Origin of the sequence: Pigmentiphaga soli (assembly GCF_039541095.1) — a bacterium.
GTDB lineage: Bacteria > Pseudomonadota > Gammaproteobacteria > Burkholderiales > Burkholderiaceae_B > Pigmentiphaga > Pigmentiphaga soli.
The window spans coordinates 38,177-52,397 of the sequence record NZ_BAABFO010000033.1; the positions used below are offsets into that span (position 1 = coordinate 38,177).

General features: G+C 67.1%; 16 protein-coding genes. 8 read left to right on the forward strand and 8 right to left on the reverse strand.

Features of this window, described 5'->3' with window-relative positions; all coding sequences use genetic code 11:
• Positions 1–53: 53 nt before the first annotated feature.
• From ABD927_RS22455 to ABD927_RS22490, 8 genes are all read right to left on the reverse strand, one after another.
• Entirely contained in the window at positions 54–395 is a 342-nt protein-coding gene (locus ABD927_RS22455) for an EscU/YscU/HrcU family type III secretion system export apparatus switch protein (protein ID WP_345252119.1), read from the reverse strand.
• Positions 392–1,654, reverse strand: a complete 1,263-nt coding sequence (fliK, locus tag ABD927_RS22460; protein WP_345252120.1) for a flagellar hook-length control protein FliK — start codon at positions 1,652–1,654, stop codon at positions 392–394. Before fliK ends, ABD927_RS22455 begins: the two co-directional genes overlap by 4 nt.
• A 46-nt stretch (positions 1,655–1,700) precedes the next feature.
• A complete protein-coding gene (locus ABD927_RS22465; RefSeq protein WP_345252121.1) occupies positions 1,701–2,099 on the reverse strand; it encodes a flagellar protein FliT in 399 nt (132 codons plus the stop codon).
• A 22-nt stretch (positions 2,100–2,121) separates the two neighbouring features.
• A complete protein-coding gene (gene fliS, locus ABD927_RS22470) occupies positions 2,122–2,529 on the reverse strand; it encodes a flagellar export chaperone FliS (protein WP_345252122.1) in 408 nt (135 codons plus the stop codon).
• Positions 2,530–2,685: 156 nt separating this feature from the next.
• The gene (gene fliD / locus ABD927_RS22475; RefSeq protein ID WP_345252123.1) at positions 2,686–4,149 is read right to left on the reverse strand and encodes a flagellar filament capping protein FliD; all 1,464 of its coding nucleotides are present in this window, start codon (positions 4,147–4,149) and stop codon (positions 2,686–2,688) included.
• Between the two features lie 33 nt (positions 4,150–4,182).
• On the reverse strand, positions 4,183–4,548 hold the full coding sequence (locus ABD927_RS22480; RefSeq protein ID WP_345252124.1) for a flagellar protein FlaG: 366 nt from the start codon (positions 4,546–4,548) through the stop codon (positions 4,183–4,185).
• A 275-nt stretch (positions 4,549–4,823) separates the two neighbouring features.
• Positions 4,824–6,422: a flagellin gene (locus ABD927_RS22485; protein WP_345252125.1), complete on the reverse strand. Its 1,599-nt coding sequence runs from the start codon at positions 6,420–6,422 to the stop codon at positions 4,824–4,826.
• Positions 6,423–7,054: 632 nt separating this feature from the next.
• The gene (locus ABD927_RS22490) at positions 7,055–8,155 is read right to left on the reverse strand and encodes a sensor histidine kinase (RefSeq protein ID WP_345252126.1); all 1,101 of its coding nucleotides are present in this window, start codon (positions 8,153–8,155) and stop codon (positions 7,055–7,057) included.
• A gap of 357 nt (positions 8,156–8,512) precedes the next feature.
• On the opposite strand from ABD927_RS22490, the gene flhD reads away from it, so the two are divergent.
• The 8 genes from flhD to ABD927_RS22530 all read left to right on the forward strand — a co-directional run.
• Complete coding sequence (gene flhD / locus ABD927_RS22495) at positions 8,513–8,821, forward strand: flagellar transcriptional regulator FlhD (RefSeq protein WP_425570343.1); 309 nt, start codon at positions 8,513–8,515, stop codon at positions 8,819–8,821.
• A gap of 41 nt (positions 8,822–8,862) precedes the next feature.
• Positions 8,863–9,408 carry a flagellar transcriptional regulator FlhC gene (gene flhC / locus ABD927_RS22500; protein WP_345252128.1) on the forward strand — a complete coding sequence of 182 codons (546 nt, stop codon included), beginning with the start codon at positions 8,863–8,865 and terminating at the stop codon, positions 9,406–9,408.
• A 144-nt stretch (positions 9,409–9,552) separates the two neighbouring features.
• The gene (gene motA, locus ABD927_RS22505; protein WP_345252129.1) at positions 9,553–10,431 is read left to right on the forward strand and encodes a flagellar motor stator protein MotA; all 879 of its coding nucleotides are present in this window, start codon (positions 9,553–9,555) and stop codon (positions 10,429–10,431) included.
• Positions 10,432–10,443: 12 nt separating this feature from the next.
• Positions 10,444–11,364, forward strand: coding sequence for a flagellar motor protein MotB (gene motB, locus ABD927_RS22510; RefSeq protein ID WP_345252130.1), 921 nt, complete (start codon positions 10,444–10,446; stop codon positions 11,362–11,364).
• Positions 11,365–11,406: 42 nt separating this feature from the next.
• Positions 11,407–12,369 (forward strand): chemotaxis protein, encoded by a 963-nt coding sequence (locus ABD927_RS22515; protein ID WP_345252131.1) that lies wholly within the window; start codon positions 11,407–11,409, stop codon positions 12,367–12,369.
• The gene (cheY, locus tag ABD927_RS22520; protein ID WP_345252132.1) at positions 12,359–12,754 is read left to right on the forward strand and encodes a chemotaxis response regulator CheY; all 396 of its coding nucleotides are present in this window, start codon (positions 12,359–12,361) and stop codon (positions 12,752–12,754) included. Before ABD927_RS22515 ends, cheY begins: the two co-directional genes overlap by 11 nt.
• Complete coding sequence (gene cheZ / locus ABD927_RS22525; RefSeq protein WP_345252133.1) at positions 12,755–13,513, forward strand: protein phosphatase CheZ; 759 nt, start codon at positions 12,755–12,757, stop codon at positions 13,511–13,513.
• Between the two features lie 13 nt (positions 13,514–13,526).
• Positions 13,527–14,221, forward strand: a 695-nt coding sequence (locus ABD927_RS22530) for an Hpt domain-containing protein (protein ID WP_345252134.1), incomplete at its 3' end; no start/stop codon positions are given.

Here is a 14,221-nt window from a genome sequence, read left to right on the forward strand (position 1 = left end):
AAAGCCGGATCCGCGGCATCCCGGATGGGGTGTCTTGGGGCGGCGCAGTCCAGTCAGCCGAGGGACGGGCTGCCAGGCGGGGGCAGGCGTTGCGCTACCCGCGCGTCCTGTCTGTAGACCCAGGCCAGCACTTCGGCCACGGCGGCGTATAGCGCCGGCGGGATGCGGGCGTCCAGGTCCACTTTCATCAGCAGGTCGACCAGTTCGTGCGAGCTGTGCACGAACACGCCGGCCTCCTGCGCGCGGCGCAGGATTTCTTCCGCGATCAGGCCGGAGCCCTTGGCCACCACCACGGGGGTGCGGCGTTCTTTTTCGTAGCGCAGCGCCACGGCCAGGCTGCGCTTGGGGTCGTCCGGCTCGGTGTCGGCGGCGGGGAGGGGAAAGGGGGAGCTCATGATCGGGCGCCCGCCTGGCGGGGCTGGGCGGCGACGCCGAAGCCGGTCATGCGCAGGCCGCGGGCGTCCAAGGCTTGTTGCAGTTCGGGCGTGGCGTCGGCCAGCTGCGCCCGGATTTCGCGCAGCGAGGCGCCGCGGGCGCCGCGCGAGTCGGGTTTCAGGTTGACCTGCGCTTCGGTACCGCGCAGCGCGATGTCGACCTCCAGCTTGCCCAGGTTGGGTGTATCTAGCCGCAGGCGTATCCGCCACGACAGCGGGATGTCGTCGCGCGCCTGGCTGGCGTCGGGCTCCACCTCGATCGTGAACGGGCGGCCGTCCCAGGCGCCCTGCAGGGCCAGGCGGCTGCTTTCCAGCAGCGCGATCTGGTCCTGCACCAGCGGGCGCACGTCGTCGGGAATGGCGCCCAGCGCTGCCTGCAGGCCGCGGGCGGCATTCTGTTCGGGCGTGGCCGGCGTGGTGTCGGCTGGTTCGGAACTGGCGGCTTCGGGATGCGGGCCGGGGCCGGGCGACAGCGCCGCCTGCGGCTCGGCCCGCAAGGCGTCGAGCGAGCGCCGGCCCTCGCGCCATTCCTGCAGATGGGATTCGTAGAACAGGCCGGACTGCTCGACCGCGTTCTGCAGCCGCTGCGCCAGGCGGCTGGTGTCGTCCAGGTCGGCGGTATCGAGCGGCGCCAGCGGCACCATGCGGGCCGAACCCGAGGCCTGGGCCGTGAGTGCGAACAGCAGCCGCGCGGCGCCGCTCAGGCGCACGTCGAGGCTGCCGCTTTCCATGCGCAGCTCGGCAAGCGCCGGCATGACGGTGGGCACGACGCCGCGCGTGGCGCGCGCCGCGCCGGCTTCGTGCGCGTCGGCGCCTTCCCCGGCCCCGGCGGCTTCGTCCGCCGTGGGGTCGCCGGCCGGGGTGGACGGCCGGGCGGCAGGGCGGCGAGGATCGTCCACGCCGAAGAAGCTGCGGTCGTCCAGCAGGCGCAGGATCACGCTGGCGCCGGGCGTGAGCGCCTGGCGCGTGTTGACCAGATAGGAATGGCCGGCGATGTCGACCAGCGCTTCGGATTCGGTATTGGCCTGCAGCACCGTGGCGCGCACCAGGCCGGCCGGCTGCGGCGCCGGCTGCCGCTGCCCGCTGGCGTCGACCCGCGTGCCGCCGCCATGCACCAGCCGGGCCAGGATCGCCTCGCGCGCGTCTTCGCGGTAGCGTTCCCAGCTCTGTACCGGCGTGACGCCGGAAACGGCGCGGGTCTGGCGGGTGTCGGTAACCACAGGAATCTCCGGAAAGCGCGGCGGGCCGCCGGTGCCCGCAAAGGCGCTATCTGAACGTGTGGACGGGCAGGCGGCGCCGGCCGGGGTGCAGGATCTGGTCGAGCTCCCGCAGCCAGGGTTCGGCCAGGTCGCGGATGGCGGCGTCGTCGGCCAGTACCTTGCGCAGCAGCTGCATGCAGGCCTGGCGTTCGGCTTCGTCGGAAGGCCGCAGCGGTTCGCGGTTGCGCAGGATCTCGATCAGCTGCGCGCAGGCGCGTTCGCGCAGCGTGACGTCGTTCCAGTCGCCGCGCCGCGCGGCTTCCAGCATCGCGCTGCTGATCTGCGCGAACTGCGTGTAGATTTCACGCAGCGAGGCGCCGGCGGCGGAGGACGGATCGAAGGCGGCCGGTTCGGGATGGAGTCCGGGGGGAGGGCGGTCGGACGCCGTGGCCTGGGGGGCGGGCATGGTACGTTCCTGCAGTAGCACGTCAGGCCGCCACCTGGGCCGCGGGCGCGATGCTGGCCCAGGCGCCGCGCAGTCCGTCGAGCAGGCCGATGACCTCTTCCAGCGCGGCGGCGTCGTTCTCGATGCCGGCGTGCAGCGTGCGGCGGCACATGTAGTCGTACAGCGAATCGAGCTGGCCGGCGAGGTCGCCGCCGGCCTTGAAGTCGAGGCTGCAGCGCAGCCCTTCGTCGATGATGCGGGTGGCGCGCGACACGGCTCGGGTCTTGCCTATCGGATCGCCGGCCTGGAGGCAGCCGCGCGCCAGGCGCAGCGATTCGAGCGCGCCGTCGTAGAGCATCAGCACCAGCCCGTGCGGGGTCGAGGAAGAGACGCCGGTTTCGACGCCGACGCTGGCGTACGCGCGTGCACCGAATGTTGCGAATCCTGACACCTTGGTTCTCCTGTCGGATACCGCCGTCCCGATTGACTGCGGTCATCGCTGCTTCATGCCTCCTTTTTAACGGCTGCGGGGCGCGAGTCTAAAGCGGAATATCGGGGTTAAAGGGGCATCAAATCGGGCCCGCCGCGGCGGCCGGCCGCGGCGTTGCTAGCCGCGCAACTGCGCCAGCGCGTCGAGCTGCTGGGTCAGGAAATTGCCGGTGTTGTTCAGGTTGGTGAGCAGCGAGTCGAGCGAGGTGAATTGCTGCCGGTATTGCGCTTCGATCTGCGTGAGCCGGTCGTTGAGTTCCTCTTCCTGCTTCTGCAGCGACTTGGTGGTCAGCCCCAGACCGTCGACCCGCGCGTCGATCGCGCCGTCGTCATCCACGAAGCCGCCGATCTGCGCCACCAGCCGGGCGCCCACGCCGGTGGGCGTGCCGTCGTCGCCGGTGCCGAACAGGCGGGCCGCGGCGGACGGGTCGCGCGCCAGGGCCTTGTCCAGCTGGGCGCTGTCGAGCGTGAGCGTGCCGTCGCTCTGGAACGATATGCCCAGCGACGACAGGGTGGTGTATTCGGCGTCGACGCCGGAAACCGGGTCGAGGATGCCGTTGCGCAGCCGCGTCATGACGTCGCGCACCAGGCTGTCGCCGGCCAGCGGCCCGTTGCCGGTGCTGGCTTCGCCCTTGGTGGCGCTGGGGTTGTTCAGCGACAGCTGGTTGGCGGTTTTCAGGAAGCTGTTGTAGGCGTCGACCAGGCCTTGCAGCGCCTTCTTGGTGCCGCTGGTGTCCTGCGTGATGCTGATCTGCGTGGTGCCGGCCTTGACCAGCGTCAGCTTGACGCCGGTGACGGCGCCGTCGACCGTGTTGGTGGGCGAGGTGAGCCGCAGGCCGTCGATCTTGAAGACGGCGTCGCCCGCGGCCTGCAGGCGGGTGGTGAAGGCGGCCGGGGAGTCGGCGTCGTAATCGACGGCGGCGGCCGGGTCGTAGTTGAACGTCGACAAGGGTTCGCCGGCGCCGCCGGCGTCGCTGGTGCCTTCGATGCGGAACGCGGCGCCGGCGCCGGTCTTGCTGCTCGACAGCATCAGCCGCGCGCCGGAGTCGTCGTTGACGACGGTGGCGGTGACGCCGGCCTGCGCGGCATTGATGGCGTCGCGCACGTCGTCAAGCGAGTTCTTGCCCGGGTCGATGACGATGTCTATCGGTTCGCCGTTATCGCTCGGCTGGAATTCGCCGTCCGACACCGTGCCCAGCGTGACGCGCAGCGTGCCCGCCGCGACTTTCGTATCGGCCGCCAGCGTGCGGCTGACGGTTTTTTCCGCCTGCGCCAGCTTCGTCACCTCGAGCGAAAAGCCGCCGGTGGCCGCGCCGTTCTGCGTGGTCACGGTGGCGATGCTCTTGTCGCTGCTCGACGAGGCGGTGGAATTGAAGCTGTCGGGCGTGAGGTTCTTGACCGAATCGCGCAGCGACGACAGCGCGCTGCTCAATTGCCCATAGGCCGACACCTGGGTCTGGACGCTGGCTTCCTGGGCCTGCAGCTTGGTGAGCGGCTGCTGTTCGGCCGCCATCAGGTTGTTGAGCAGGGTCGTCAGGTCGAGACCTGAACCGACGCCGAGGGCTCCTCCGACACTGGCCACGATGGACTCCTTTCCTTGTTGCCGTTCGTACTGCTAGGCGCTGCTCTTGAGCAGCAGGCCCTCGAGTTTGTCCAGGGAACGGCTGAGCTGCAGCGCTTCCTCGGACGGGATCTGGCGGATCACGGTGTTGGTGTCGCCGTCCATGACCTTGACCACGACCTGCCCGCTGTCGTCATCGATGGCAAAAGTGATGTTGTGCGCCGCCAGCGGGACGAAGCTGTTGAAACTGTCGACCGCCTCTTGCAGTTCGCCCACCTGCGGGATTTGCGCGGTGGAGGGCAGCGACGGGTCAGGCGCGGCGGAAGGCGCCGAGGTGGCCGACGCGGGCTGCGCCGCCGACGCTGCGGCGGACGCGGTGAGACGCGGGTCGACCGGGTGGGCGGTGATGGCGATGCTCATGGACGCTCCTTGCGAGATCGGACGGCGCACCGCGGTGCAGCGACCGTTTCAGCATGCCATAACGGCGCGCCGCGCCGCAACTTGAGTGCTTGCTTCGCTGCGCGGGGGATTTTCCGGAATAAGCGCTCGCAATTGCGGCAGGCCCGGTGTCGCTGTCGCGGGCCTTGGCGACCTGCTGCAGCCGGCAGGCGGCCGGTTCGGCTGCCTGCCGGCCGGTTCGCCGGATCGCGAAGTCGGGCTGACGTGCCCGGCGCGCCGCGACCGCGGCGCGTGCATCAGCCGCGCAGCAGCGTCAGCACGTTGTTGGGCAGCGAATTGGCCTGGGCCAGCATCGCGGTACCCGCCTGCTGCAGGATCTGGCCGCGGGTCAGATTGGCCGTTTCGGCGGCGAAGTCGGCATCCAGGATCCGGCTGCGCGAGGCCGTCAGGTTTTCGGACGTGGTCTGCAGGCTCGACACGACCGACGCGAAGCGGTTCTGGATGGCGCCCAGGTCGGCGCGAGACTCGTTCACGGACTTCAGCGCGGCGTCCATGGCAAGGATGGCGTTGTCGGAGCCGGTGACGGTCGTGATGTCGAGATTCTTGAAGCCACTCTGGTCCTCGCCCGCCACATACGACTCGAAGTCGATGTCCGCGTCGGTGAACACATTTGCGTCGCCGGCGTCGGTCGTGCCTGCCACCAATCCGGTGGCCGTCTTTAGGTCGGCCGGATCGGCGAGGTTGGTCGTGATTGCGATGTCCTGGTCATTGTCCGCGGTCAGGGTCAGGTTGCCGTCGCTGTCGACGCTGGCCTTCACATGGGTGGTGCCGGTCGAGTTGTTGATGGCCGACACCAGTTGCTGGGTACGCTGGGAAGCGCTCGTGGCGGCACCCAAGACAATATCCTGGCCATTGATATTGAGCTGGCCAGCGGTAATGGCGGCGAAGCTCGTGCTGGCGGCGGTATCCGTCTGGGCATCGATTTCCAGCGAAGTGACGCCGGGGAGGCCAGTGATCGTGATGGCCGCGCCGCCTGCGTTGGAGAAATCTAGTTGGCCGGGCGTGCTGTCGTCGATTGACAGATCGTCGAGAGCGGGGATCCCGGTGGCGTTGTCGAGAGCGTCCTTGACCTTCGACAGCAGGTCAGCACGGGCAGCATTTGCCGTGGCTCCGGTTGCGGCAGCAACGGCTACGGTGGTGCCGTTGACCTCCATGTTGAAGCCAGCGTAGTCGAACTGAGTGCCATCTCCGTTAGTATCGGTGGGAGCGGCAAAAGCCGTTCCCAACAGCGTTTCTTCGCCGGGATCTTGCGACGCAGGCGTCGTAACGCCGACGGCAGCCTTCGCGGTAAGCGACGCTTTCGAATCCACGCTGGTCCACGAGCCGAGCTGATCGACGTTCGCATTGGCAATCGCGCTAATGCTGATGGTTTGCCCTTGGTTTGCACCGACCTGGAAGGCCTGATTGGTGAACGAGCCGTCGATCAGCTTGGTGCCGTTGAAATCGGTGTTCTTGGCAACACGGTCGATTTCATCGCGCAGTTGGTCCACTTCCTTCTGCAGCGCGAGGCGGTCGTCATCGGTATTCGTGGCGTTGCGCGACTGCACCGCCAGTTCGCGGATACGCTGCAGGTTGTTGCTGATCTGGGTCAGCGCGCCTTCGGCCGTCTGCGCCAGCGAGATGCCGTCGTTGGCGTTGCGCACGGCCTGGTTCAGGCCGTTGATCTGGGTCGACATGCGTTCGGAGATGGCCAGGCCGGCGGCGTCGTCCTTGGCGCTGTTGATCCGCAGGCCGGTGGACAGACGCTGCAGCGCGGTGTTGACCGTGTTCTGCGAGTCGTTCAGGTTGCGCTGCGCGTTCAGCGAAGCGATGTTGGTATTGATGACTTGTGCCATGGCTTTCTCCCAGGGGGATGAGTCTGTTTCGTTTCGGGCCGGATGGGCCCGTAGCTGCATGGGCGGATGGCAGGGCCACCGCACCGTGCCCGGTTGGCGTGCGCCGGCTTTCGGCAATACCCGCCGCCGGCGCGCCGCCGCGGGCCCTGCATGAATCTGGATGCGAATTGGGCCGCGTTGAGCCTGTTAACGGGGGGTGGGGTTTGGAACTTTAGGCGCCGGGCAGGGGGTGGTCTGAAAATAAAGTCCTAATGTTTTCGGCAAAGTCGACGAAAGGAGGCCCGCGTGGCGTCTGTTCTCGTAATTCGGAGTTACATCTCTGGGAGGAACGGTGTACCGGCCAAGAAGGGCTTGCGTGCCTCACCAGAGCCGGGAGGCTGCGTCCGGACGATGGCGTGCCCGAAGCCTTTGCGCGGGCTCTCGCCGCAGCGGTCGATGCCCACGATGCGCTAAGCAGTCTCGAATGGGCCGTCGGTGAACACGATGTGGGTGCGAAGCCACTTCGGCCGAACGCTACACCGGCGCAGAGGACTTGATCGCCGCCCTAAGGGAATGAGCGTGCGTGTTTGGATGGGACCGTGGCCGTGCTCCGGCGCCTGGCTACGCACAGGCAGTTCGGCCGAAATCCCTGATCAGCAGTCCAGCGTATCCAGCGTGAAGTAGAACGCCGCCCCTTCCCCCGGCACGCTTTCGGCCCACACCTGCCCGCCATGACGGCCGATGATGCGCTTGACGGTGGCCAGCCCGATGCCGGTGCCTGGGAAGTCGGCTTCGCGATGGAAGCGCTGGAAGGCGCCGAAGATGCGTTCGGCGTTGTGGCTGTCGAAGCCGGCGCCGTTGTCGCGTACGAAGTAGACCGGGCGGCCGTCGCGTTCGAAGCTGCCGAATTCGATGCGCGCGGCTTCGGTGCGGCTGGTGAATTTCCATGCATTGCCGAGCAGGTTGGCCAGCACCACCCGCATCAGGCCGCGGTCACAGTCGGCCGGCGGGGTGGGGGCCACCGAGCATTGCACCCGCCGTTCGGGCGCCTGCGCCGCGAGTTCGGCCAGCACGTCGTGCGCCAGCGCGCCGAGGTCGGTGCGTTCGCGCGACAGGCCGCCGCTGTTGACGCGCGCGAGCTGCAGCAGGTCGGTGATCAGGCCGCTCATGCGGTCGGTACCTTCGATGATGTGGCGCAGGTATTCGCGCCCGGTGCCGCCCAGGGCGGGTTCGAAGTTGTCGCGCAGCAACTCGGCGAAGCCGCGAATGGCGTGCAACGGGGCGCGCAGGTCGTGCGATACCGAATACGAAAAAGCCTCGAGTTCTTCGTTGGCGGTGCTGAGCTGGCGGGTACGCTGCGCCACGCGCTTTTCCAGGCCGGCCTGGATGCGGCGCGCGGTTTCCTGCTGTTCCACGTGCAGCGTGATGTCTTGCGCGTAGCCGGCCACGCCCATGGGCTCGCCGTGCTCGTCCACCAGGCAGCGCACACAGACTTCGAACCAGCGCGGTTCGCCGTTGACCGGCCAGATCTGTTCGAAGCGCCGGTGGCCGCGGCTTTCCAGCAGTTGCTGATGGCGTAGCGCGTACACGCGGGCAAGCGATGGCGGCAGGATCTCGTGGGCCGTGTGGCCGATGCATTGTTCGATGCCGCGACCGACCATCTTCGCGTATGCCGCCGTGACGTAGCGGTAGCGGCCGGAGAGGTCGGTGACCCATGCCGCGGCAGGCAAGGTATCGAGCAGCGCGCCCAGCATGGGATCTGCGGATGAAGCTTGTGCCGTGTAATCGGTCATTTGGGTAAGCGCTGACTTTAGCATCACACTTAGAGATGAAACATATGAAACTTAGTGTGTCAGCTTTTTTCTTACATGTCTATAGCGAATGCGGAGAACATGAAGACCAGACGGCTTCCGAGTGCGCCGATACCGGGGATTCCCGATAATGCGGAGCCCGATAGTGTCGTTGCGGCACGCAATGTTATCTCAGCGGCCTATCGGGCGGGTGCTTTGCCTGTGGCAAAGACAAAGCATGACCTCCAAGGAATCACGATGAATCAGAGTTTCGAACTGCCCGACGCCGCCATCGCGCCGGAAGCGCCGGAAGCTTCCGCCATGTCGAGACTGAATGCCGAGATTCGTGACGCCAACCTGACCTATCTGATGCTGGCCCAGCAGATGCTGCGAGTCGATCGCGCCGAAGGCATGTACCGGCTCGGCATTTCCGCCGAAGTGGCCGAAATCGTCGAGTCGCTCACCACGGCCCAGCTGCTGAAGATCGCGGCTTCCAACATGCTGCTGGCGCAGTTCCGCTTCGAAGACACCCTCGTCTGGAGTCTGCTGGCGTCGCCCAAGCGTGACGACGCGCCATCGCGCATGCACGCAGCCATCCTGATGGCCAGCCGCACGGCGCAGGCCGGCTGACGCGATGGCCTTCCCGATGGCTACTCCGATCCGGACCACGCATGGCCCGCGTTAAAAGCGTCCTGTCCGAAGCGCGCCAGATCGAGATCGCCTCCGAGCTGATCCGTCTCGATGCGCGGCTCCAGGTCCTGGAATCCGAAGTCAATCTTTCGCGTGAGCGCTTGCTTCGCTTGTATCGTGAGATCAAGGGCAAATCTCCCCCGAAGGGCATGCTGCCGTTTTCCACCGACTGGTTCATGACCTGGCAGCCGAATATCCACGCCTCGCTGTTCATGAACATCTACCGCCACCAGAGCGCGATGGGCGATACGCTGCCGGTGGAGGCCTTGCTGCGCGCATACCGCCTTTACCGCGAGCAGATCGGGCATTTCGGCATGCCCGAGGTGCTGTCGATCACCCGCGCCTGGCGGCTGATCCGTTTTTTCGATGCCGGCATGCTGGGCATGACGCGCTGCACCCATTGCGGCGGCGAGTTCGTCACCCACAGTTTCGAATTGTCACATCAATACGTCTGCGGCCTGTGCCACATGCCGTCGCGCGCGGGCAAGACCCGGAGCCGGGCCGACGCCGATCCGGTGCGTTCCTGAAGGCCACGGGGCAGCCCGGCTGCCGCTCGCTGTCCCGGCGGCGGTGGCCGCTTGCCACGCTCAAGATTCCGCGGCGGCTGCCGAAAACCTTGACGTAGCTCCGTTGATCAGTCCCGGCGGAGGTTTTTTCAGGAGTGCGAGCGCATGCTCGTCATCATTGGCTACATCATCGTGGTCGCGTCCGTGCTGGGCGGCTATGCGATGCACGGCGGGGCGCTGGGCGCGCTGTTCCAGCCGTTCGAGCTGGTGATCATCGCCGGCGCGGCGCTGGGCGCCTTCGTGTGCGGCAATTCGGCCAAGGTGGTGCGCACCACGCTGGCCGCGGTGCCGACCACGCTGCAAGGCTCGCGCTTCACCAAGCAGCGCTACCTCGACCTGCTGGCCCTGCTGTACGAGATCCTGAACCGGGTGCGCCGCGAAGGCCTGATGGCGATCGAGGCCGACGTCGAAGAGCCCCTGAACAGCCCGCTGTTCCAGAAATATCCGGCCCTGCTGGCCGACCGCGGCCTGGTCGAGTTCGTGACCGACTACCTGCGGCTGATGGTCAGCGGCAACCTGAATCCGCTCGAGCTGGAAGCGCTGATGGACCAGGAGATCGACACCCATCTGCAGGAAAGCGGCATTCCGGCCGTCGCCATCCAGCGCATGGCCGACGGCCTGCCGGCGTTCGGCATCGTGGCCGCCGTGATGGGCGTGGTCAACGTGATGAGCTCGGTGGGCGACCCTCCCGCCGTGCTGGGCGCCAAGATCGGCGCCGCGCTGGTGGGCACCTTCGTCGGCATCCTGCTTTCCTACGGCATCGTCGGGCCGCTGGCCTCCGTGCTCGAGCAGAAAGCCAGCGAAAGTGCCAAGCAGCTCGAATGCATCAAGGTGGCGCTGCTGGCCAGCCTGAACGGCTATGCGCCGGCGCTGGCGGTGGAGTTCGGGCGCAAGGTGCTGTTTTCCACCGAGCGCCCGTCGTTCGCCGAACTGGAAGACACCGTACGCGGCAAGTCGGCCAGCACCAGCAGCCAGGCTGGCTGACGGGGTTCGCCGATGGCGCTCAAAGACGGCATTGCGCCGATCGTCGTCCGCAAGACCCGCAAGCACCGCAAGTCGACGGCGCACGCCGGCATGTGGAAGATCGCCTATGCCGACTTCGTGACGGCGATGATGGCCTTCTTCCTGCTGATGTGGCTGCTTACCACCAGCGCCGAGGCCGACCTGAAAGGCATTTCGGAATACTTCCAGACGCCGCTGAAGGTCACGCTGTCGTCCGGCAAGGTGTCGGGCGATCCGGTCGCGCTGCTGACCGGAGGCCAGAGCCTGAACCACCGCCGCGGCGAAACCCAGGGCGGCGACCCGGCACAGGCGCAGATCGACGAACGCGACCGCCAGCGCCTGGAAGCCCTGCAGGCCAAGCTGCGCAGCCTGGTCCTCACCCAGGCCGTGCTCAAGCCGTTCAGCGACCAGATCCTGATCGACTTCACCGACGAAGGGCTGCGCATCCAGATCGTCGACGAGCGCAACCGCCCGATGTTCGACACCGGCAAGACGGAGCTGAAGGACTACAGCCGCGAGATCCTGGGCGAACTGGCGCGCGCGCTGAACGGGGTCGACAACAAGATATCCATCGCCGGCCATACCGATTCGGCGCCTTATGCGGGCGGCGACGCCGGCTATAGCAACTGGGAACTCTCGGCCGACCGCGCCAACGCCGCGCGGCGCGCCATGCTGGCCGCCGGGATGGCGCCCGACAAGGCGCTGCGGGTAATCGGGCTGGCCGATTCGGTGCCTTTCGACCACAGCAACCCGCGCGCGCCGGAAAACCGGCGCATCAGCATCGTGGTGTTGAACAAGCGCAGCGAAGAATTCCTCAAGAAAGACGGGATTGCGGTCGATGTACCGGCTGTTTCCGGGAAAACGGACGATGTGGGGGAACCCTGGCGCCAGTCGGGCACCAGGGCGGATGACTAGGCCATGCGGCCGGCACGAGGCCGGCTTTCAGGAGATAGGTTCATGGGCGCCGGCGACAATCGGTTGATGGACATGGTGGACGAGAAGGCGCGGCTGGCCGGGTCCAACAAGATGGAGCTGCTGCTGTTTTCGCTGGGCGGCAGCGAGGTGTTCGGCATCAATGTGTTCAAGGTGCGCGAAGTATGCGAAACCCTGCCCATCACGCGCACGCCGAACGTGCCGCGCGGGGTCGAGGGCATCATTTCGCTGCGGGGCGCGATCCTGCCCGTGATCGACCTGGCCACCACCATCAATCTGCAGTCCGACGCGGCGCGCACCAAGCTGCTGATCACGGAATTCTCCAGCCACACCCAGGCCTTCCTGGTGGCCGACGTCGACCGCATCGTCCGCATCGAGTGGGACCGCGTGAAGTCGCCGCAGTCCATGCCCACCGCCAACACCAGCTTCATGACCGCGCTGACCGAACTGCCGGACGGCAAGCTGGTGTCGATCCTCGACGTGGAGCAGATCCTCGCCACCGTGATCGGCGAAGACCGGGTGCCGCCCGAGATCCAGCAGGTCGACGCCGATTCGAAGTCCAACGTGTTCTTCGCCGACGACTCCACGCTGGCGCGCAAGAAGATCATCGAGGTGCTCGACCGCATGGGCCTGCCGCACCAGCACGCCAACAACGGCGCCGAGGCCTGGGAAAAGCTCAAGGCCATCGCGGCCCGCGCCGAAGCCGAGAAGACGCCGCTGGAGGCCGCGCTCGGCCTGATCCTGGTCGACGCCGAGATGCCCGAGATGGACGGCTACGTGCTCACCCGCCACATCAAGGCCGACCCGCGCTTCAATGGCATTCCCGTGGTCATGCATTCTTCCCTGTCGTCGGTCGCCAACAAGAAGCTCGGCCAGCAGGTCGGCGTGGACGCCTACGTGGCCAAGTTCCACCCCGTGGAGCTGGCAAGTATGATCGGCGCCCAACTCACCCATATCAAGGCGCGAAAGGGAGCAAATGAAGCCTGACGAACTCAAGTTCCTCATCGTCGACGACTTCTCGACGATGCGGCGCATTGTCCGCAACCTGCTCAAAGAGCTCGGCTACAACAACGCCGACGAGGCCGAGGACGGCCAGATCGCGCTGGGCAAGCTGCGTAGCGGCATGTTCAATTTCGTGGTCAGCGATATCAACATGCCGAACATGAACGGCTTCGAGCTGCTGCGCGAGATCCGCTCCGATGCCGCGCTGCGCAAGCTGCCGGTGCTGCTGGTCACGGCCGAGGCCAAGAAGGAAGACATCGTCCTGGCCGCGCAGATCGGCGCCAACGGCTACATCGTCAAGCCCTTCACGAAGGCGACGCTGGAAGAGAAAGTCACCAAGATCGTGCAGAAAATGAACGGGAGTGCGTGAATGGCCAGTCCTCGCGACAACGAAGATCTCGAAGCGCTGTTCGACCAGATTTCGTCCGAGACCCTGGCGCGCCTTGAAGCGGTCGAGCCCGAAACGCAGGAGCCTGCCGAGGCGCAGCCGCCGGCGGCCGAGGCGGGCGCCGTGGCCGACGAGCACGGCCCGGAGTTCTACCAGCGCATCGGCATGCTGACCCGGCAGTTGCACGACGCGCTGCGCGAACTGGGCTATCACCAGAAAGTGGAGCAGGCCGTGCATTCCCTGCCCGACACCCGCCAGCGGCTCGACTACATCGCCCGGCTGACCGGCCAGGCCGCCGAGCGGGCGCTGTCGAACGTGGAAAAAGGCCAGGAGATCCAGGACCGCGTCGAGCGCGACGGCGCCGCGCTCAGCACGAAATGGGACAAGCTCTACGCGCGCGAACTCGGCGTGGACGATTTCCGCCAGATCGCCGCCGAAACCCATGTCTTCCTGCAGCGCGCGCAGGACGACGCGCGCGCCACCCAGAGCCTGCTGACCGACATCATGATGGCGCAGGACTTCCACGACCTGACCGGGCAGGTGATCCAGAAGGTGCTGAAGCTGGCGCAAAGCTTCGAAGACGAACTGGTCAAGCTGCTGATCGAAAGCACGCCGCCCGACAAGCGCAACGCCACGCATTCCGAATGGATGAACGGCCCGGTCATCGACGTGGCCGGCCGCGACGACGTCGTGGCCGACCAGCGGCAGGTCGACGACCTGCTCGAAAGCCTGGGTTTCTGAGCGAGGCCGCCCCGTGTCCGCTTTTTCCGACATGCAGGACCTGCTTGCCGACTTCCTGACCGAGGCGTCCGACCTGCTCGACGACGTCGATATCGGGCTGGTCGACCTCGAGCAGCGTCCGGACGATACCGCCCTGCTGAACCAGATCTTCCGGGGCTTCCATACCGTCAAGGGCGGCGCCGGCTTCCTCGACGCGACGCCGCTGGTCGAACTGTGCCACCGCGGCGAGAATCTGCTGGACCTGCTGCGCGGCCAGACGCTGGCCGTCACGCCCGAGATCATGGACGTGATCCTGGCCGCCACCGGCGAGGTGCGGCGCATGTTCGCCGAGATGGAACGCGGCGCCATGCCCGAGCCGGCGCCGCAGGAACTGCTGGACGCGCTGGAAGCCGCCGCCCGCGGCGAACGGATCGACACCACGGCGCTGCGCGGCATGACGGGCCGGGCGCCCGAGGCCGAGGCGCCGGCGTCCGAAGCCGCGGCTGCCGTGCCGGGCCATGAAGCGTCGGTAGAGGCCGAGACGGCGCATGCGGCCGGCCCTGCCGAAGCCGCCAAGGCCGTCGAGGCCGCCGCGCAGGCGGGCCGCGCGGTCGACGGCATCGACTGGCTGGGCTATTACCGCGCGGCGTTCGGCGAGCCGCCGTCGCTGCCGGCGGCCTTGCCTGCTGCCGCCGCCGCGCCGGCCGCCGGCGCGCGCGCCCCGGCGGC

Excerpts from the sequence above, each read along its gene's own strand:
- ABD927_RS22455 (WP_345252119.1), bottom strand. The coding sequence starts at position 395 with ATGAGCTCCCCCTTTCCCCTCCCCGCCGCCGACACCGAGCCGGACGAC.
- ABD927_RS22465 (WP_345252121.1), bottom strand. The coding sequence starts at position 2,099 with ATGCCCGCCCCCCAGGCCACGGCGTCCGACCGCCCTCCCCCCGGACTC.
- ABD927_RS22480 (WP_345252124.1), bottom strand. The coding sequence starts at position 4,548 with ATGAGCATCGCCATCACCGCCCACCCGGTCGACCCGCGTCTCACCGCG.
- ABD927_RS22485 (WP_345252125.1), bottom strand. The coding sequence starts at position 6,422 with ATGGCACAAGTCATCAATACCAACATCGCTTCGCTGAACGCGCAGCGC.
- ABD927_RS22490 (WP_345252126.1), bottom strand. The coding sequence starts at position 8,155 with ATGCTGGGCGCGCTGCTCGATACCTTGCCTGCCGCGGCATGGGTCACC.
- flhD (WP_425570343.1), top strand. The coding sequence starts at position 8,513 with ATGTCGAGACTGAATGCCGAGATTCGTGACGCCAACCTGACCTATCTG.
- flhC (WP_345252128.1), top strand. The coding sequence starts at position 8,863 with ATGGCCCGCGTTAAAAGCGTCCTGTCCGAAGCGCGCCAGATCGAGATC.
- motA (WP_345252129.1), top strand. The coding sequence starts at position 9,553 with ATGCTCGTCATCATTGGCTACATCATCGTGGTCGCGTCCGTGCTGGGC.
- motB (WP_345252130.1), top strand. The coding sequence starts at position 10,444 with ATGGCGCTCAAAGACGGCATTGCGCCGATCGTCGTCCGCAAGACCCGC.
- ABD927_RS22515 (WP_345252131.1), top strand. The coding sequence starts at position 11,407 with ATGGGCGCCGGCGACAATCGGTTGATGGACATGGTGGACGAGAAGGCG.
- cheY (WP_345252132.1), top strand. The coding sequence starts at position 12,359 with ATGAAGCCTGACGAACTCAAGTTCCTCATCGTCGACGACTTCTCGACG.
- cheZ (WP_345252133.1), top strand. The coding sequence starts at position 12,755 with ATGGCCAGTCCTCGCGACAACGAAGATCTCGAAGCGCTGTTCGACCAG.